This is a genomic window from Cytobacillus sp. FSL R5-0377, from assembly GCF_038004385.1.
Taxonomy (GTDB): Bacteria; Bacillota; Bacilli; order Bacillales; family Cytobacillaceae; genus Cytobacillus.
Window position 1 is genome coordinate 656557 of record NZ_JBBORA010000001.1, and the last position, 18765, is coordinate 675321.

The window sequence follows — 18765 nt, forward strand, 5'->3', positions numbered from 1 at the left end:
GAGAGAGCAAAAAGCACAGTCCGGCAATTGATGCGGGCTGTGCTCTAATTGTTATCCCTCCATAAGAATAGGAAGGATCATTGGTCTGCGTTTTGTTTTTTCATAAAGATACTGATTAAGGCTGTCACGCATATCCTGCTTAATGCCTGACCAGTCAAATGCTTCTCTGGCAAGGTTCTGTTCTACCGCTTCTTTTACTATTCTTACAGCTTCCTCAAGAAGCTTTTCTGATTCCCTGACATATACAAATCCTCTTGTTATGATTTCAGGGCCTGCAGATATTGTCTTTTCCTTTTTATTAAGAGTAACCACCACTAATAAAACGCCATCCTGAGAAAGGAGCTTTCGGTCTCTTAAGACAATATTCCCGACATCACCGACACCGATCCCGTCAATCAGCACATTGCCTGATGGGATTTTTCCTCCGGAAACGATTGAACCTTCCGTAATTTCTGCTACATCGCCTTTATCCGGGATGTAAATTTGTTCGCTAGATAATCCGCATTCCATAGCAACCTTTGCATGGGCTTTCAGCATTCGGTACTCCCCATGAACCGGGATGAACAATTTGGGACTCATCAGATTAATCATAAATTTAAGCTCTTCCTGGCTGCCATGGCTGGAGGTATTAAAGGTACCCTTTCCTGGGATCACCTCAGCACCCGCTCTAAACAGCATATCAATCGTTTTAAAAATAAATACCTCTGTACCTCTTAATGGTGATGCTGCAAGTAATACCGTATCACCCTGTTTAATATTGACCTGTCTGTGGGACTGCTTCGCCATTTTTTGAAGGGCCTCGATCGGCTCACCCTGTGTACCCGTAGTAAGAACAACGATTTGATCATCACTGTATTTGCCTATCTCAGTGACAGGAATAATTACATCTTCTCCTACCTGCAAATACCCGAGCTGCAGAGCAATATCATAGATTCTCTGCAGACTTTTGCCGACCACTGCCATTTTTCTCCCTGTTTCGATCGCCGCATCAAAAATATGCTGTATTCGAATTAAGTCAGATGCAAATGAAGCTGCAATGACTCTCCCCTTAGCAGCATAAAATGCAGCTGTCATCTCTCTGGCTACTATAGATTCAGAGTTGGTGTAGCCAGGTTTTTCTGCTTCTGTACTGTCAGATAGAAGGCAAAGAACCCCCTCTTCACCTAAGCGCGCCATCTTGCCGATTTCAGGTTTGTATAAGTCAGCAGCTGCCTGATCGAATTTAAAGTCGCCGGTATACACAATTGCACCCTCTGAAGTATGTATCGCCACTCCGACACTGTCAGGTATGCTATGGCTCGTCCTAAAGAAAGTTACATCTGCCGAATCAAATTCAACCTTGGTATCTGAATTAATCTCAATAAACTGCGTTTTTCCTTTGTATTCCTGTTCCTTCATTTTGGCTTTAGCCAGCGCCAGAGTCAGCTTTGTTCCGTAAACAGGAACATTGACCTTTGCAAGCACATAAGACAGGGCCCCGATGTGATCCTCGTGTCCATGTGTCAGAAAAATCCCTTTTACCCTTTCCTTATTTTGAACTAAATATGTAACATCCGGTATCACTATGTCAATTCCGAGCATTTCGTTTTCAGGAAACATTAATCCGGCGTCGATAACATAAATATCCTCGTCCACCTCTGCCAAATACATGTTCTTTCCAAGTTCTCCGACTCCTCCGAGTGCTGCCACCTTGATGCTTTCATTCTGTCTCTTTTTCAATGTATTATCCTCCCATGCATGTTCAGCCGATCAAGATCAGTTATCCATATTATACTTGAAGTCGTAAAACCATGACAACCAAATTTATACATGGGCATTATTTGCGTGTTCTGAGGTGTTTAAAAATTATTGTCTCTGTTTCTGGAGGTTAAGACAGCTCTATGTCTATCTTTTTTATTTTATAGCCGTTGAGTTTGGTCGCCATGATAGCTTTTTAGCGACTTTTTTCTTTTAAGGCCTTTGATTTTGGAAGTCATAAATTCCCCAAATAAAAAAATAAATGCCAACCAGCAAAACACTGGTTGGCATTCCTGCTATTATTTAAATAAGGCAGCAACTGCACTGCGTTCCTGTTCTGTTAACGGAACCATTGGAAGACGGACTGATCCGACATCAAGTCCTTTAAGCTGCAGCGCTGTTTTAACTGGCACTGGGCTTGGTGCAGCAAAAAGCCCTTCCATAATCGGAAGAATTTTTTGATGAATTTTTGCAGCTTTCTCATTCTCGCCATTCAGGTAAGCTGTGACCATTTCCTGCATTTCATTTCCTATTACATGGGAAGCAACAGAAACAATTCCAGTCCCGCCTATTGCCATGCACGGAAGAGTAAGCCCGTCATCACCGCTGTAAACCATGAAGCTCTCATCCGTATTAGCAATAATCTTTGCCATTGCATTCAGATCTCCGCTTGCTTCTTTCACTGCTGCGATGTTAGAGATTTCCGACAGGCGTATGATTGTCTCAGGCAGAATATTCACTGAAGACCGTCCCGGAATATTATAAACCATTACCGGGAGGTTTGTGCTTTCCGCAATTGCCTTGAAATGCTGGTAAAGCCCTTCCTGGTTTGGCTTATTGTAATACGGTGCCACGATCATGATGGCATCTACACCCAATTGTTCTGCCTTTTTCGTTAACTCAATGGATTCATACGTATTATTGCTTCCAGTGCCGGCAATTACAGGTACACGTTTGTCAGCTACTTTCACTGCGTGTTTGAATAATGCCAGCTTTTCCTCTTTTGTTAAAGTTGGCGATTCTCCGGTTGTCCCGGCAACGACCAATGAATCTGTACCGTTTTCAATCAGATGATTAATAAGCTGTGTGGTCTTGGGAAAATCAATATGTCCTTTATTATCGAAAGGGGTTACCATTGCTGTTGACACTCTGCCAAATAGAACCATATTTACACTCCTTGCAGATGTTTAAAAGATTGGAAAAAACGGGCGGATCTGCCGATTAGGATGCAAATCCGACGTTAACCGCTGAGTGGTTCTTTTTCCTTTTTTTAAACATGTTATTTTCTAATATTAAATATCTGTTCTCTCATATTCCGATAAATCTTCTTCCAGGCGGAAAGCATCGTGCAATGCATTAACAGACTTTATCAAATCTGCCTGTTTGACCAGTACCCAGATTGTTGTATGACTGTCTGCAGATTGCAGGATACGGATTCCCTGCTCAGACAATGCCGTAACGATCTGTGAGGCCACACCGGGTACGCCCTGCATTCCAGCACCCACAACCGAAACTTTTGCACACTCTCTTTCAACCAGCGGATCATGACCAAGGCCCTTTAATATACTAATGGCTTTATCGGTCATTTCTTCCGTAACTGTATAATTGACGCCATTCGGATAGATATTGATAAAGTCAACACTGATCCCATGGTTTGCCATGGCTTTAAAGACTTCAGACTGAAGATCATATTGGTCTTTTTTCGCAAGTACCTTTATTTGTGTCACATTGGAAACATGGGCTATTCCAGTTACCGAACGTTCTTTAATATCAGTTCCGCGTCTGTTCTTATTTAATGTTGTAACAAGCGTTCCAAGACTGTCGGAGTATGTTGAGCGGATTCTGATCGGAATTTTAGCCTGCATGGCAATTTCGACTGCGCGGGGGTGAATGACCTTAGCCCCCTGATAAGCCATATTGCAGACCTCTGTGTAAGTGACCACAGATAATGGGCGGGCATTTTCTGCAATACGCGGATCTGCGGTCATGATGCCTTCCACATCCGTAAAGATATCTATCCACTCCGCATTTAGGGCTGCTCCTAGAGCCGCAGCAGAGGTGTCACTGCCACCCCTCCCAATTGTTGTGACATCACCGGTTTTAGAAGATCCCTGAAATCCTGCTACTACGATAACATCATGATTTTCAAGCTCTTTTAAAAGTCTGTCACATTTCATATCAATGATTTTTGCGTTAGTATGATCATTATTTGTTCTAAATCCTGCCTGTGCCCCGGTCAGAGCTGCTGCAGGGATTCCATGTACATTCAGCATGTTTGAAAATACAACACTTGAAATGACCTCACCGCATGATAACAGAAGATCTGTTTCTCGTCTGCTGATTTTGGCATTATTGCCTTCTACAAGCGAAAGCATTGTGTCGGTTGCATATGGATCTCCTTTTCGGCCCATTGCCGAAACAACAACAACAACCTTGTATCCATCTGCCAGCGCTTTTTTTATATGTGTCATAGCATGCTTGCGGCTGCTCTCGTCGCGTACTGATGTGCCTCCAAATTTTTGAACGATGATATTCATTAAAACACCTCTAACCTCTCAACATGAAGAGAATACGATACCTATTTTATTTTACTATTCCTAGATTAATTAGACTTTCGGCGATTTGCACGGAATTCCATGCTGCTCCTTTAAGAAGATTATCAGAAACTACCCACATATGGAAGCCTTTATCCTCGTCAAGATCTTTGCGGATCCGTCCCACAAATACATCGTTTTTTCCGACACAATCAGCAGGCATAGGGTAAATCTGATTTTCCGGGTCATCCTGCAGGACAACACCTGGAGCATTTTCAAGCAGGCTCTTTACTTCATTTGCAGAAACGCCGTCTGATTCCACTTCAAAATATAGGGACTCTGAGTGTCCGGTTGCCACTGGGAGACGCACGCATGTAGCAGCTACTTGCAGCTCAGGCATATGCATGATTTTCTTTGTCTCATTGATCATTTTCATTTCCTCAAACGTGTAGCCATTTTCCTGAAACTTATCAATTTGCGGAATCGCATTGAAAGCAATCTGATAGTGTTTTTTATCGCTTTTAACAGGAAGAATTGCAGGCTCATATGGCTCATTATTAATTATGGCTTTTGTCTGCTCATTCAGTTCTTCAACTGCAGCTGCCCCTGAACCTGATACAGCCTGGTAAGTAGAAACAATCACTTTTTTCAAGCCGAATTTTTCTTTAACCGGCTTTAGTGCTACAACCATTTGAATTGTTGAACAGTTTGGATTGGCGATAATGCCATTATGCGTATGAAGGTCGTCTTCATTTACTTCAGGTACGACAAGAGGCACATTAGGATCCATTCGGAAAGCACTTGTATTATCTACCACAATGGCACCATGTTCCACTGCATGCGGAGCCAAATCCAGTGAAACGCTTCCTCCCGCGCTGAATAGGGCGATGTCTACGCCTTTAAAGCTCTCTGGCTTTGCTTCCTGAACCGTATACTCCTGGCCCTTGAATGCTACCTTTGATCCGGCAGAACGGGCTGATGATAAAAGGGTTAATTGAGAGATTGGAAAATCTCTATTTTCCAGCGTTTGAATCATTTGCTGGCCAACTGCACCAGTTGCTCCAACTACCGCTACATGAAATCCTTTTTTCTGTTCCAAATTTCTTTTCCCCTTCCAGTACCATTATATTTTTCTAGCAAAATTAATTTTTAGTGAAAACCAATAGCCCAAAATTCAATAGAACGGCAGCCAAAGTCAATTGGCAGCCGTTTCCTGCCTGATTATAAAGATGGCAGGCTTCCATTTATATTATCAGCATATTGTCAATACTCCAAGTGGTTAATAATTTTTTAAACATAGCTTGGAGGTTGGTTATCTTAGTAATCTTTATTCTAACATATTCGTTCACTAAAGGACTAAAATTTTTGCTAGAAAAAATAGGGGGGGCTAAATATCGTCTTTATATCTTTCCACTAAAACCGGCTGAATCTGTTTGCCCTCAATGGCATGAAGCACTGTATCAGATAATGCTGTCATTCTTGCCACCATCGAATTTGGCTTTTTAACTGGATCATCCTGGCCATATGGAATAAAATAAATATTTTTCGTAGCCATTAGTCTCATTAAGTTTACTCCGTTTAAACCCAATGCATCATTTGTGGATATTCCCAGGACGACTGGTTTTCCGTTTCTTAGAGTTGCCTTTGCTGCCATCAGCACAGGAGAATCAGTCATGGCATTCGCGAATTTGCTCATCGAATTTCCGGTAAGCGGGGCAATCACCATGCAATCAAGCGGGATCTTAGGTCCCAGCGGTTCCGCTTTCACTATGGAATCAATCACTTTATGCCCGGTCAAATCCTCAATTCTTTGAACCCAGTCCTCCCCTTTTCCGAATCTGGTCTCAGTGCTCTTTACCGTAAAGGTAACGACTGGAAGAACTTCTGCTCCTGCAAGAACAAGTCTCTCTATTTCAGGGAACACTGCATCATAAGTGCAGTGCGATCCCGTTAATCCGAATCCGATTCTTTTTCCTTTCAAGCTCATATTTTATTCCCCTTTCTCTTTTGCAAATCTTCCTTAATCAGTTGAGAAAGAACATTCGCCAGTATTTGTCCGGCTGTTTTCGGAGCAACGATTCCTGGCAGCCCAGGGGCAAGCAGTGCTTTTACACCCCGTTTTTCTGCGTATCGAAAATCGGTTCCTCCGGGCTTTGAAGCCAGATCAATGATGAGCGTATGTGTCGGCATCTTTGATATGACGGACGCTGTCACCACTAAATGGGGAGCTGTGTTTATGCAAATATCAACATCTTTTACTGCATCCTCAATCTCTTTCAGGTTAAATGGGGTTAGGCCCATTTCCGTTATCCTGGCGATGTGCTCACTTTTTCTTGCACCCACCTTCACTTTTGCCCCTAGTGCATGAAAGGTTCTTGCTACACTCATTCCAACCCTGCCAAGGCCGATTACGGCAATATTAGAACCATGAATGGTGAAATCTGTATGCTGGATCGCCATCATGATGGTTCCTTCAACTGTTGGGATGGAATTATAAATAGCTACATCATCCCTTTCAAATAACTGAACAAGACGCCGGTCTGCCGATTTCGTAATTCCGGTTAAATATGAATTGGTAATGCCGGAATACACTGTACAGTGTGGTGGAGTCTGGGAAAGAATTTCCTCTTCAAAAATCACTTTTTCATTGGAGAAAATGGTATCAATCTGACCCTCCAGCCCCGTACCGGGAACTGGCAGAATAATCGCGTCTATATTGGAAAAGTCCACTTCATCAATTTTTTCTTTTACCGCACCAGAGAACGCATGATCGAGCTGCTCAAAACCAATTAATGCGAGCTTGGCATCAAGCTCGGTCAGTTTACGGATGATTTCAAGCTGCCTTGCATCACCGCCGATAACTGCAATTTGGGTTCCTGTCAGCATGCAACACTCACCTTCTTTTTTCTTTCTTTTTAGAAAGCATTTATTTTTGAAGCCATAAACTGCATGACTTCTGGTAAAAAGTATCTTCGCACCGGCAACGCCGCTAAACTAAACAGTTGCACAAGACAGCAATTGCAAGCAGATTTATCTTTAAACGAAATGTGGCGTTATTTTTTAGCCGGCAATTCAATTAATAATCGTAAGGGAATTGTTGTATTGAACTACTTCAACATCTTATGTATGAAAGGAGCAATAGGTGAGTTTTCCACTTAAAAGAAAATGGTCAAAGGGGGATGGGGTTTAAAGGAAGTTCAAGGGGAGGAGGGAAGTATACAAACTGATAGAAACAAGAGGCTCTTGACGTATCAATTGCTGCATTTCGCCTCTAAATGCTGACCTTTGTTTTTCCCGGGCTGCTCAGCGAACCGCGGATGGGCGGGCGGTGAGCCTCTCTGACAACTTCGCGCCTGACGGGTTTTATCTGTCCCGCTAAGCCGCTGGAGGTTGAAACTTCCTCGAAAGCACACTGAACGAAGAAAATGCGCATGCATTTTCGAGGATCTCAGGACCTTCCGCTGCAATAAAATCTGTAAATAAGATACAAAAAGCACCAAACCTTCCGAAAACAGCCATACAAAAAGGACCTGACTAGGCCCTTTCGTTTAAATTAATCCTGATCTTCTTCCGATTCAGGAATATCAATAATGATCATGTCATTGCCAATCTTCTTGATATGCTGCCATGAAACCCGGATTTCGTCTCCCTGGCGCATGAAACCGAACCACTTTAATGAGGGGATGAGCAATGCCTGAATCTGTCCATTTTTTTCATTTATCTCAAGGTCTGTCTGCCCAAGTACCCCCAGCCGCTCGGCACGCTTCACATCCACAATTTCCTTTCCGCTCAGTTCACTTAACCTCATTATCCGCCCTCCTTTTCTCCTTCTCTATATTTTTATCGCTTAGCCGGAAGTTTTAGAAGTCCTGGACAAAGAAAAGCGAAAGCGCCCAGTTAACGAAGGAACGAAAACTGGGACCAAAAGCTGCCCCTTTTGGTCGTTTGATATATCGCTGCCGTATGCCTCAGCTTTCCATGTCCCGTGGCAACGGCTGGATGCCGGTCATAGGGCCAAACACAAAAAAATCTTACCGGAAATACATTCATTGTTTTTATAGGAAGCTTGCTCGAAAAGTGGAAGCGACTCGCCCAGGGGCGCCAGGCAAAAACCGTTCCTTTAAGCAGGCGTTTTTCCTTCTGAAAGGAAACGGCATATGCCCCCGAGTCCTGGGAGCCGCAGCTAGACAGGATTATGACCTCGAATGGCAGGGGCTGGAGCAGGAAAGTTATATATAAAAATGAAACAGCCTGCTCGAGCAGGCTGTTTCCCTAAATTTGCAATCATACCTCAATATTAAAGATTTTTCGGAAGTTCACCTTCCGGGCTAATTAAAGCCACAGAATAACGATCTGTGAAAATGGAATTTGCCATATTATTTACGCCCTCCATGGTAACTGCATCGATTTCATCGACAATTTCATCCATAGACCGATGGCGGCCAAGAAGCAGTTCATTTTTGCCATTTCGGCTCATCCTGCTGTTTGTGCTTTCAAGGCTTAGCATTAAGCTACCTTTGAGCTGTTCTTTACTGTTATTCAGCTCTTTATCTGTGATGCCTTCTTTTTTCAGAGTGGCAAGAGTTTCCTGAATCGTATCAAAAAGAACATCCAGCTGTTTAGCACCTGTTCCGCCGTAAAGCGTCACAATACCGCTATCCTGGAAGGCAGAATGATAGGAGAAAACAGAATAAGCCAGTCCTTTTTGTTCCCTGACATCCTGGAATAGACGGCTGCTCATGCTTCCGCCCAAAATATTGTTTAAAACAATCAGATTGTAGATATCCTCATGCCCTACCTGCAATCCCTCGAACCCTAAGCAAAGGTGAGCCTGCTCGGTATCCTTTTTACGGGCAAGATGGTTCGAATGAAACTCAGGCTTCTGCTCTGTTCGTTCTCTCTTACCGCCTTCGTAGGAGCCAAAGTATTTTTCAACTTCCTTAATGAAAGATTCCTCGATATTTCCGGCAATGGAAATCACGACATTTTCAGGTGTGTATGTTTCATTCATATACTGCTTTAATGTTTCACCATTAAACGTGGCAAGCGTTCCTTCAGTGCCAAGAATCGGATAACCAAGTGAGTGGTCTTCGTAGATAGCTTTGCTCAAAAGGTCATGAACGATATCATCAGGCGTATCTTCATACATTTTAATTTCTTCGTACACAACATTCTTTTCTTTGTTCAATTCCTCATCCACAAATGTGGAGTTAAAAAACATATCAGAAAGCACTTCAAGAGCAAAATCAGAATGGGTATCCAGTACTTTTGCGTAGTAACATGTATATTCTTTTGAAGTGAATGCATTCACCTGCCCGCCAATGCTATCAAAGCTTTCGGCAATTTCCCGGGCTGATCTTGTTTTCGTTCCTTTGAAGAACATATGCTCAAGGAAATGAGATATCCCATTATTTTCGGGAATCTCATTTCGTGAACCTGTTCCAATCCATACTCCTATCGCTACAGAACGGACGGTTGGAATATTTTCCAGTACGACTCTTACTCCGTTTTGGCATGTATATTTCTTGATCAAATAAATTCCTCCTGTTCTGAAACACTAAGACATCTGCTTACATTAGTTTATATTATTATTGTTATTTTTTCCAAAATCCTGATTATTATTTTGGATTCTCTCTTCGCTTAACAGCTCGGATACGGTTCCAATCTCGAGGTTCATCTGCTTAAGTCCTGTTATAAGTCTATCAAGTGACCTTTCGGTGGATTCTGTAGGATGCATTAGAATTAGTGCTCCATTATGAACTTTTGATAACACTCTGTTTATCAGCTCATCCGGCGAGGGCTTCCTCCAATCCACTGTATCTACAGTCCACATGACAGTGCCAAGGTTTTTCTCGGCAGCAATCTTAACTGTTTCATCTCTATAGCTGCCGCTTGGAGGAGCAAACCACGTAATAGGCTTACTGAGTTTCTCATCCATTGTGGCTTCAATCACATCATTTGTCTTTTGTATTTCTTCCCTTGTCCTGGCTGAAGAAATCACTTTCATATCCGGGTGAGTGTACGAATGGTTGCCTACTTCGTGGCCTGCATCGATAATCATTCTGGCAAGTTCCGGATTATTCTTTACCCATCTTCCTTCAAGAAAAAAACTTGCAGACACATTATGTTTCTTTAAAGTAGCCAGCATATCGGACAAATATTCATTCCCCCATGCCACATTAATGACGAAGCTGACCATCGGTTTATCTGGATGGCCTTTATAGACAGGTGACGGAGGCAGATCCTTTAACCTCACCTTCGGTTCAATTTTTTTAAATACAAGCTTATCCTCATTGAACTTTTTACCCGGCTTCATTTTTTTATATGATGCCTCGACATCTACTTCCATCCCGTTAAGACCGGGAATCGCTTTCCATACAGGGTCTATTATTGCATCCTGTGCAGGAATACTGTATTCCTCTTTTTTTACTGTTATTTCTTCATATAGTGAATCCTTCGGCTTAGAAACAGTTACGGCATCTGTTTCTGGTTTAAGGCCTGTTACATACTGATCAGTAAAAGGATTATTGATAAAAAAAAGTGCCATCACAAACATGATAGTAATATGGATAAACTTTCTCATTCTTCATGCCTCCTTCAATTCATAGTATGATTCGAAGGGACAAGGTAGAACGGAACCACATATCAAGTATGCAGGTTAAGGCAAAAGCCTATAGTAATTCACATATGTAAAAAGCCAGGGTTTCCCCTGGCTTTTAGGAAAGATCGCCCGCAAAAATGCTTCTCCTTTTAAATAGAAGTTAGTATTATTGCTGTGCTTTTTCCTTTTGCTCACGCTGTTCACGCAATACGGCTTTGCGGGAAAGATTTACGCGGCCTTGCTTATCGATTTCAGTAACTTTTACCAGAAGTTCGTCTCCAATTGAAAGAACATCCTCCACTTTCCCTACACGCTCTTCAGCAAGCTCAGAAATGTGGACTAATCCATCTTTACCTGAGAAGATTTCAACGAATGCACCGAATTTTTCAATCCGTTTTACCTTACCCAGATACATTTGTCCAACTTCTACTTCACGTACGATATCTTCAATAATTTTCTTCGCTTTTTGATTCATCTCTTCATTTACAGATGAAATGAATACTGTTCCATCTTGTTCAATATCAATCTTAACGCCTGTTTCTTCGATGATCTTATTGATCTGCTTTCCGCTTGGCCCAATAACATCACGAATTTTATCAGGGTTGATTGACATCATCAGAATCTTAGGAGCGTATTCAGACAGCTCTTTTCTTGGCTGTTCAATAGTGCTCAGCATTGACTCAAGAATCTGCATGCGGCCTTTCTTCGCCTGCTGCAATGCTTCCTCCAGAATCTCACGTGACAAGCCTTCAATTTTAATATCCATTTGCAGAGCTGTAACTCCCTTAGAAGTACCTGCAACTTTGAAGTCCATGTCGCCAAGGTGATCTTCCATGCCCTGAATGTCTGTTAAAATTGAATAATGTTCACCTGATTTAATCAGTCCCATTGCTATACCGGCAACTGGGGCTTTAATTGGCACACCTGCATCCATCATAGCCAAAGTACTTGCACAAATACTTGCCTGTGATGTTGAACCATTTGATTCCAGCACCTCAGATACAAGGCGAATCGTATAAGGGAAATCCTTCTCAGAAGGAATAATCGGCTCAAGAGCACGTTCTCCAAGAGCTCCATGCCCAATTTCACGGCGGCCCGGCCCTCTGATTGGCCCAGTTTCACCTACACTGAAGTTAGGGAAGTTGTAATGGTGCATAAATCTTTTTTCTTCTTCAATTCCAAGCCCGTCCAGAATCTGTACATCTCCAAGAGCTCCCAATGTACAAATGCTCAGTGCCTGAGTTTGACCGCGTGTAAATAAACCTGAACCATGTGTGCGCGGCAGAAGATTTACTTCTGAGGACAGCGGGCGGATAACATCCAAGCCGCGGCCATCCGGACGCACTTTATCTTCTGTAATTAAGCGGCGCACTTCAGCTTTAACAATTTTATCTAGGATCTGTTTGATTTGCTTCAGCTTGTCGTCATCTGCTTCTTCAGCTTCATATTTAGCTGTGATTTCTTCTTTTACTGCTTTAATGGCAGCTTCACGGGCATGTTTCTCCTGCACCTGGATAGCTTTAATCATATCCTTTTCACAGATGCCGCGAACTTCAGCCTCTAAATCCTGGTCAACCTGGTATAAAACAACCTCCATTTTTTCTTTCCCGATTTCAGAAGCAATTTCCTCCTGGAAAGCAATAAGGCGTTTAATTTCCTCATGACCAAACATAATAGCTTCAAGCATTGTTTCTTCAGGCACTTCCTCTGCACCTGCTTCAACCATGTTAATCGCATCTTTTGTACCCGCTACAACAAGGCTGATATCGCTTTTTTCAGCCTGTTCTACAGATGGATTAATGATGAATTCTCCATCGATGCGGCCTACGCTGACTCCCGCAATTGGTCCGCCAAATGGAATATCTGACACAGAAAGGGCTAATGATGATCCGAACATTGCAGCCATTTCTGATGAGCAATTTTGATCCACACTCATCACCATGCTTACAACCTGTACATCATTTCTGAAACCATCAGCGAATAATGGACGAATTGGCCTGTCAATTAAACGGCTTGCCAAAATCGCTTTTTCACTTGGACGGCCCTCTCTCTTAATAAAACCGCCAGGAATTTTTCCGACAGCATACAGTCGTTCTTCATAGTTAACTGTCAGCGGAAAGAAATCCAGATTTTTCGGTTCTTTTGATGCTGTAGCTGTACTTAAAACTACAGTATCACCATAGCGCACTAAAACTGCACCGTTAGCCTGTTTAGCCAGCTGGCCAATCTCTACGGTCAATTTGCGCCCAGCCCAATCAAGGCTGTAGACATGTTTATCTTGTCCCATAATTGTACCCCTCTCTGCATTCACTTAAGGACAGGCTTCTTTTCCGCCTGATCCGTTTAATTTTTCATTATCCTGCATATTCAACATGCATTCCTGCGGTAACAGAAGCAGAAGCTAATGAGCCTTGCCTGTTAGCAGTCCAGTTTTATATAAAAGCATGAAATGCTCATTAATCATAATAAAATTAGGCATTCTATAGTATGCACAATTTTCCCGTCTGCTAAAATAGAATAAGTTATGTATGTACATGATCAGGAAGAAAATTCAAGTTTTTAAAGCTAATAAAAAAGCGGGAAAAAATCCCGCTTCTGTTGATTATCGACGTAAGCCAAGCTTATTGATTAACTCACGGTAACGTGCAACGTCTTTGTTGCGAAGGTAAGTTAATAGGTTACGGCGCTTACCAACCATTTTCAAAAGACCGCGACGTGAATGGTGGTCTTTCTTGTGAGTACGTAAATGGTCGTTCAAATTGTTGATTTCTTCAGTAAGGACAGCGATTTGAACTTCTGGAGATCCAGTGTCGCTTTCATGAGTTTTGAACTCATTGATTAGCTCATTTTTACGTTCTTTAGTGATTGCCATCCGGTTCACCTCCTAAATTTTCAATCCCCTGTTACTGAGCAAGCGTCGGTGACTCGACTTGCCAAGCAAAGGTTCATTTGGTACGTTACTTAGAATACAACTTTTTATGACAAAAAGCAAGGCTAAACCCTGTTTTTCTCAAAATATTGCTCAGTCTGCTGTTTATCCTTTTCAATCTGGGCAATCAACTCCTGAATGCCGGCAAATTTCCTTTCGCTTCTAAGGCGATTATGCCATTCAACTGTAACCTTTCTGCCATAAATATCTGAAGAGAAATCAAAAATATGCACCTCAACAGATGGCCTGTCCCCTTTTTCCTGATTAAAAGTAGGTTTGTAGCCAACATTGCAGACACCTTCATACCAGCTGCCATCTACTTCTAGTCTTACAGCATATACGCCAGGCGGCGGGATGATACTGTCTTCAGAAACGTCCACATTCGCTGTGGGAAATCCAATTGTACGACCTCTCTTATCACCATGGATAACGATTCCGGATGTTCTATAAAATCTTCCTAAAAGGCCTGGCAGCTCAGCAGTTTTCCCTTCACGGATATATTTTCTTACTCGCGTAGAGCTGATTTTTTCGTCTTCTTTTGCCAGTTTTGCAACTACTGAATAATCAAATTGATCCCTCGAATGGAACAGCAAAGTTTCCATTGTGCCGCGTCCCATCCGTCCATAGGAATAATCAAAGCCTGCCACCACATGCTTGGCATTAAGACCAATTAGGTATTGGTCCACAAACTCCTGAGGCAGAAGATTAGCAAATTCCCGTGTAAAATTGATAATAAACAAATAATCTATACCGAGATCAGCCATTATTGCAATTTTATCCTCAAGGGGTGTAATATACTCCACATGCTGAATGCTTTTTCCCAAAACAACCGAGGGATGCGGATCGAATGTCATGACAGCACTTTTTAATCCTTTTTGTTCAGCTATTGACTTTGCTTCACGGATCACTTTCTGGTGACCCAGATGAACTCCATCAAAATATCCAAGTGCTATTGCCAATTCAGGCATTTCGTTACTATCCATTCGATGGGGATGATGTATATGAATAACTTCCATATTAATATTTCACCTTTTCTCTGGACCTATATAAATGTGCAGCTTTTAACAAGTTCCTTATTGATCATTCCTTAACACCTTTACTGGCTTCATTAACCCTGGTTTGCTGGGGTGATGCTCATAAATTGCCAGAACAAGACCCTCTTTTTCCTCTACTGCGATTGGGCCTTTAGTGTCAAGCAATTGATCTGGAATAGTTAATACAGCCCCATTTTTAACTTTCTCTGCTACTTTATCACTTATTTGAAATTTCGGCAAATGAGAAAGCGCTACTTCCATAGGCCGAAGAACTTCGGCCATTGTCCCCTTCTCAGCTCTTTCTTCTATTTCTTCAAATGTCAGGCAATCCTCAAGTGTCAGTGAGGCCGACTGGATCCTTATCAGGTCAGACATATGGGCGGGGTATCCCAACTCATATCCAATCATGACAGCAAGCGTACGGATGTATGTACCTTTGCTGCAGGCTACACGGAAACGGAAGGTAATATTCTCACCCTCGAACATCTCTCTGTCATCGAGAAGCTCGATTGAATAGATTGTGACTTTCCGGGTCGGCCGTTCCACCTCTATTCCCTGCCTTGCATATTCATAGAGGCGCTTCCCATTTACCTTTACTGCTGAATACAGGGGAGGAGTCTGTGTAATTTCCCCAGTCAGGCTTTGAAGTACTTTCATTACTTGTTTTCTGGAAATAGGTTCTGAAACATCTTTTCTCTGCACGACGTCACCTGAGGCATCTTCTGTTGTCGTAGAGTAGCCGATTGTGACTTCTCCCTCATATGACTTCCCTGCATCTGTTATATATTCAGCCACCTTTGTTGCCCTCCCAAGGCAGATAGGAAGTACTCCTGTCACATCTGGGTCCAGTGTTCCGGTATGTCCGATTTTTTTCATTCGCAAAATCTTCCGAAGCCTGAAAACACAATCATGGGATGTCATACCCTTAGGTTTAAAAAGCGGCAAAATTCCTTCCATATTATGTACCACCTTGTCTGTTTGTGTTTAGAAAAAAATGGATAGACACAATGTCTATCCATTCCATTATTCTTCTTCTTTGGAGCTTTCCTCATCTTTGGAACGGTCTTCGTCCTGAATTTGATGTAGCAATGATTCAATACGGTTGCCGTAGTCGATTGATTCATCAAACTCGAATAGAATTTCCGGTGTTTTCCGCAGCCGGATTCGCTGACCGATTTCAGATCGGATAAAGCCTTTTGCTTTAGCCAGCCCGCGAAGCGTATTTTCCCTCTGTTCCTCATCACCCAGAACGGAGATAAACACGGTTGCCTGCTGGAGATCCCCGGTAACTTGAACATCAGTGACTGTTACAAAACCAACCCGCGGGTCTTTGATTTTTCGACTGATGATTTCGCCCAGTTCTTTTTTCATCTGTTCTCCAACTCGATTTGCTCTAAGGCTCATTCTATTTCACCTCTTCTTAAAGCCACTCTAAATCTGTAATTGTCCGTTCAATTTCCGGGAACGAATCAATCAATTTCAGCGCATTTTGCAGCTCGTGCTCAGTTGAAACCTGGGTGGACGAAACGGCCACAATGGCAATTTTAGTCCGCTGCCATAGGTCCTGGTAGTCCACCTCAGATACAGAAACATTGTATCTTTGTTTCAGCCGGGTTAGAATACGCTGCAAAACAGCCCGTTTTTCTTTCAAAGAATGTGTGTCATAAATGATACATTCACAGGCAGCGAGCCCAATTATCATTAACGTTCCACTTCTTCCATAATATATGCTTCGATTACGTCGCCTTCTTTAACGTCATTGAAGTTTTTGATGGTAATACCGCACTCATAGCCTTGGGCTACTTCTTTAGCGTCATCTTTGAATCGCTTAAGAGCGTCAACTTCGCCTTCAAAAATTACAACTCCGTCGCGGATTAAACGCACGCCGCTGTCACGGGTGATTTTTCCGTCCGTAACATAAGAACCTGCAATGGTACCGATTTTGGAAACTTTGAATGTCTGGCGCACTTCAGCCTGCCCGATAATTTTCTCCTGGAACTCAGGATCAAGCATACCCTGCATCGCCAATTCAATTTCCTCGATTACTTTGTAGATGATGCGGTGCAGACGGATGTCAACATTTTCTGCATCTGCTGCACGTTTCGCGTTATTGTCAGGACGTACATTAAATCCAATCACAATAGCATTGAAAGCAGCAGCTAAAGTGATGTCAGACTCGTTAATGGCACCTACACCTGTATGAAGAATACGTACATTAACACCTTCTACATCAATTTTATGAAGAGCAGCAGTTAATGCTTCCGCTGAACCTTGAACGTCCGCTTTCACAACGATGTTTAAGTCTTTCATTTCCCCCTGTTTCATATGCTCAAACAAGTTATCCAGACTTACACGGGTTTTTTCATTTCTTTGAGCCTGCAATGCCTGCTGTGCTCGAGCTTCACCAATCTGGCGTGCTGTCTTTTCATCATCAAGAACAGCGAAGCGGTCACCTGCTTGAGGAACATCGTTAAGTCCTGTAATTTCAACTGGTGTAGATGGTCCTGCATTTTTCACACGGCGGCCAAGATCGTTAACCATTGCACGAACACGTCCAAATGTATTACCGACAACAATTGGATCTCCTACCTTCAATGTACCGTTTTGCACTAGTAGGGTTGCCACTGAACCTCGCCCTTTGTCAAGCTGTGCTTCGATAACCGTACCAACGGCATTGCGGTTAGGATTTGCTTTGTATTCTTCCACTTCACCTACAAGAAGAATCATTTCAAGCAGCTCATCAATTCCTTCGCCTTTAATAGCTGAGATAGGAACAAATATAGTGTCTCCGCCCCATGCCTCTGGAACCAGTCCATGTTCAGTCAATTCTTGCATTACACGGTCAGGATTTGCTGCTTCCTTATCCATTTTGTTTACCGCCACAATAATCGGAACTTCTGCTGCTTTTGCATGGTTGATCGCTTCAACCGTTTGCGGCATAACACCATCATCTGCTGCAACAACAAGAATTGTAATATCTGTGATACTCGCTCCACGGGCACGCATAGTCGTAAACGCTGCGTGACCTGGAGTATCAAGGAATGTAATCTTTTTGCCGTTTTCTTCAACTTGATAAGCTCCGATATGCTGTGTGATTCCACCAGCCTCACCAGCTGTTACTTTCGTGTTGCGGATGGAGTCAAGCAATGTTGTTTTACCATGGTCAACGTGTCCCATGATGGTTACAACAGATGGGCGTTCCACTAGTTCGGCATTTTCATCCTCTGCGAAGTATACTTCAAGATCGGTTGTATCAATTAATACCTCTTCTTCTACTTCTACACCATATTCCCCAGCGATCAGCTCAATGGCATCTTTGTCAAGGTCCTGGTTAATGGTTGCCATAACACCAAGCATAAATAACTTTTTAATGATTTCAGATGGCTCGCGGTGAAGCTTCTTTGCCAATTCTGCTACAGTCAGTGATTCGCTGAAAGTAATTTTTGAAGGCAGTTCCTTCACTTTTTTAGGAGCTGGAGCCACATGCGTCTGCTGCTGTCTGCCTTTGTTGTTTTTATTCTTATTGTTGTTGCGGTTATTGTTATTGTTTCTATTGTTATTGTTTCTGTTGGCATTATTTCCCCTATTATTGCCGGAGAAGTTTTTGCCGGCCTGGCTTCCCTGCCCCTGGCTTCTGTTTTCACCAGGTCTATTCTGAGGCTTACTTTTCGCAGCTGCCGAATTGCCAGCATTAGAATTTGAAGCCGGTTTTTGATTTCCCTGAGGCCTCTGCTGGTTTTGAGAGCTGCTCTGGTTTTGAGCCTGGCTGCCATTCTTGATAAAAATACCGTCAAGCTTTTGGACTGCCGCCGGCTCAATCGTAGTCATATGATTTGAAACCTCAATATTCATGTCTTTTAATTTTGTAATAACATCCTTGCTTGAAATGTTATGTTTTTTCGCATATTCATATACGCGCATTTTACTCAT

16 protein-coding genes are annotated in these 18765 nt (G+C 42.6%); all 16 read right to left on the reverse strand.

Translation table 11 applies throughout. The features are described 5' to 3' along the window. Positions 1 to 51: 51 nt before the first annotated feature. Positions 52 to 1719 (reverse strand): ribonuclease J, encoded by a 1668-nt coding sequence (locus NSQ49_RS03225; RefSeq protein WP_251282840.1) that lies wholly within the window; start codon positions 1717 to 1719, stop codon positions 52 to 54. Between the two features lie 317 nt (positions 1720 to 2036). Next, a complete protein-coding gene (gene dapA, locus NSQ49_RS03230) occupies positions 2037 to 2903 on the reverse strand; it encodes a 4-hydroxy-tetrahydrodipicolinate synthase (RefSeq protein ID WP_159862714.1) in 867 nt (288 codons plus the stop codon). A 126-nt stretch (positions 2904 to 3029) separates the two neighbouring features. Beyond that, positions 3030 to 4274, reverse strand: coding sequence for an aspartate kinase (gene dapG / locus NSQ49_RS03235; RefSeq protein WP_251282839.1), 1245 nt, complete (start codon positions 4272 to 4274; stop codon positions 3030 to 3032). A gap of 46 nt (positions 4275 to 4320) precedes the next feature. Beyond that, positions 4321 to 5370, reverse strand: coding sequence for an aspartate-semialdehyde dehydrogenase (asd, locus tag NSQ49_RS03240; protein WP_159862712.1), 1050 nt, complete (start codon positions 5368 to 5370; stop codon positions 4321 to 4323). 288 nt (positions 5371 to 5658) lie between these two features. Continuing rightward, a complete protein-coding gene (dpaB, locus tag NSQ49_RS03245) occupies positions 5659 to 6258 on the reverse strand; it encodes a dipicolinate synthase subunit B (protein ID WP_159862711.1) in 600 nt (199 codons plus the stop codon). After that, positions 6255 to 7157 carry a dipicolinic acid synthetase subunit A gene (gene dpaA / locus NSQ49_RS03250; RefSeq protein ID WP_159862710.1) on the reverse strand — a complete coding sequence of 301 codons (903 nt, stop codon included), beginning with the start codon at positions 7155 to 7157 and terminating at the stop codon, positions 6255 to 6257. Before dpaA ends, dpaB begins: the two co-directional genes overlap by 4 nt. 667 nt (positions 7158 to 7824) lie before the next feature. Beyond that, positions 7825 to 8079 (reverse strand): YlmC/YmxH family sporulation protein, encoded by a 255-nt coding sequence (locus tag NSQ49_RS03255; protein WP_159862709.1) that lies wholly within the window; start codon positions 8077 to 8079, stop codon positions 7825 to 7827. A 489-nt stretch (positions 8080 to 8568) separates the two neighbouring features. Continuing rightward, positions 8569 to 9804 (reverse strand): M16 family metallopeptidase, encoded by a 1236-nt coding sequence (locus tag NSQ49_RS03260; protein ID WP_159862708.1) that lies wholly within the window; start codon positions 9802 to 9804, stop codon positions 8569 to 8571. Positions 9805 to 9846: 42 nt separating this feature from the next. After that, entirely contained in the window at positions 9847 to 10854 is a 1008-nt protein-coding gene (locus NSQ49_RS03265; RefSeq protein ID WP_159862707.1) for a polysaccharide deacetylase family protein, read from the reverse strand. 184 nt (positions 10855 to 11038) lie between these two features. Then, a complete protein-coding gene (gene pnp / locus NSQ49_RS03270; RefSeq protein WP_159862706.1) occupies positions 11039 to 13159 on the reverse strand; it encodes a polyribonucleotide nucleotidyltransferase in 2121 nt (706 codons plus the stop codon). Positions 13160 to 13474: 315 nt separating this feature from the next. Then, positions 13475 to 13744, reverse strand: coding sequence for a 30S ribosomal protein S15 (rpsO, locus tag NSQ49_RS03275; RefSeq protein ID WP_009330698.1), 270 nt, complete (start codon positions 13742 to 13744; stop codon positions 13475 to 13477). Between the two features lie 122 nt (positions 13745 to 13866). Next, positions 13867 to 14817 carry a bifunctional riboflavin kinase/FAD synthetase gene (gene ribF / locus NSQ49_RS03280; RefSeq protein WP_159862705.1) on the reverse strand — a complete coding sequence of 317 codons (951 nt, stop codon included), beginning with the start codon at positions 14815 to 14817 and terminating at the stop codon, positions 13867 to 13869. A 57-nt stretch (positions 14818 to 14874) separates the two neighbouring features. Continuing rightward, the gene (truB, locus tag NSQ49_RS03285; RefSeq protein ID WP_251282837.1) at positions 14875 to 15792 is read right to left on the reverse strand and encodes a tRNA pseudouridine(55) synthase TruB; all 918 of its coding nucleotides are present in this window, start codon (positions 15790 to 15792) and stop codon (positions 14875 to 14877) included. A gap of 66 nt (positions 15793 to 15858) precedes the next feature. After that, entirely contained in the window at positions 15859 to 16239 is a 381-nt protein-coding gene (gene rbfA, locus NSQ49_RS03290; protein ID WP_159862703.1) for a 30S ribosome-binding factor RbfA, read from the reverse strand. A 16-nt stretch (positions 16240 to 16255) separates the two neighbouring features. Then, a complete protein-coding gene (locus tag NSQ49_RS03295; protein WP_061791030.1) occupies positions 16256 to 16537 on the reverse strand; it encodes a DUF503 domain-containing protein in 282 nt (93 codons plus the stop codon). Then, positions 16537 to 18765: a translation initiation factor IF-2 gene (gene infB / locus NSQ49_RS03300; RefSeq protein WP_159862702.1), complete on the reverse strand. Its 2229-nt coding sequence runs from the start codon at positions 18763 to 18765 to the stop codon at positions 16537 to 16539. Before infB ends, NSQ49_RS03295 begins: the two co-directional genes overlap by 1 nt.

What these genes read in the sequence shown, in the direction of transcription:
- dapA (WP_159862714.1), bottom strand. Translation starts at nt 2,903, where the DNA reads ATGGTTCTATTTGGCAGAGTGTCAACAGCAATGGTAACCCCTTTCGAT.
- dapG (WP_251282839.1), bottom strand. Translation starts at nt 4,274, where the DNA reads ATGAATATCATCGTTCAAAAATTTGGAGGCACATCAGTACGCGACGAG.
- dpaB (WP_159862711.1), bottom strand. Translation starts at nt 6,258, where the DNA reads ATGAGCTTGAAAGGAAAAAGAATCGGATTCGGATTAACGGGATCGCAC.
- dpaA (WP_159862710.1), bottom strand. Translation starts at nt 7,157, where the DNA reads ATGCTGACAGGAACCCAAATTGCAGTTATCGGCGGTGATGCAAGGCAG.
- NSQ49_RS03255 (WP_159862709.1), bottom strand. Translation starts at nt 8,079, where the DNA reads ATGAGGTTAAGTGAACTGAGCGGAAAGGAAATTGTGGATGTGAAGCGT.
- NSQ49_RS03265 (WP_159862707.1), bottom strand. Translation starts at nt 10,854, where the DNA reads ATGAGAAAGTTTATCCATATTACTATCATGTTTGTGATGGCACTTTTT.
- pnp (WP_159862706.1), bottom strand. Translation starts at nt 13,159, where the DNA reads ATGGGACAAGATAAACATGTCTACAGCCTTGATTGGGCTGGGCGCAAA.
- rpsO (WP_009330698.1), bottom strand. Translation starts at nt 13,744, where the DNA reads ATGGCAATCACTAAAGAACGTAAAAATGAGCTAATCAATGAGTTCAAA.
- ribF (WP_159862705.1), bottom strand. Translation starts at nt 14,817, where the DNA reads ATGGAAGTTATTCATATACATCATCCCCATCGAATGGATAGTAACGAA.
- truB (WP_251282837.1), bottom strand. Translation starts at nt 15,792, where the DNA reads ATGGAAGGAATTTTGCCGCTTTTTAAACCTAAGGGTATGACATCCCAT.
- rbfA (WP_159862703.1), bottom strand. Translation starts at nt 16,239, where the DNA reads ATGAGCCTTAGAGCAAATCGAGTTGGAGAACAGATGAAAAAAGAACTG.
- NSQ49_RS03295 (WP_061791030.1), bottom strand. Translation starts at nt 16,537, where the DNA reads ATGATAATTGGGCTCGCTGCCTGTGAATGTATCATTTATGACACACAT.
- infB (WP_159862702.1), bottom strand. Translation starts at nt 18,765, where the DNA reads ATGAGTAAAATGCGCGTATATGAATATGCGAAAAAACATAACATTTCA.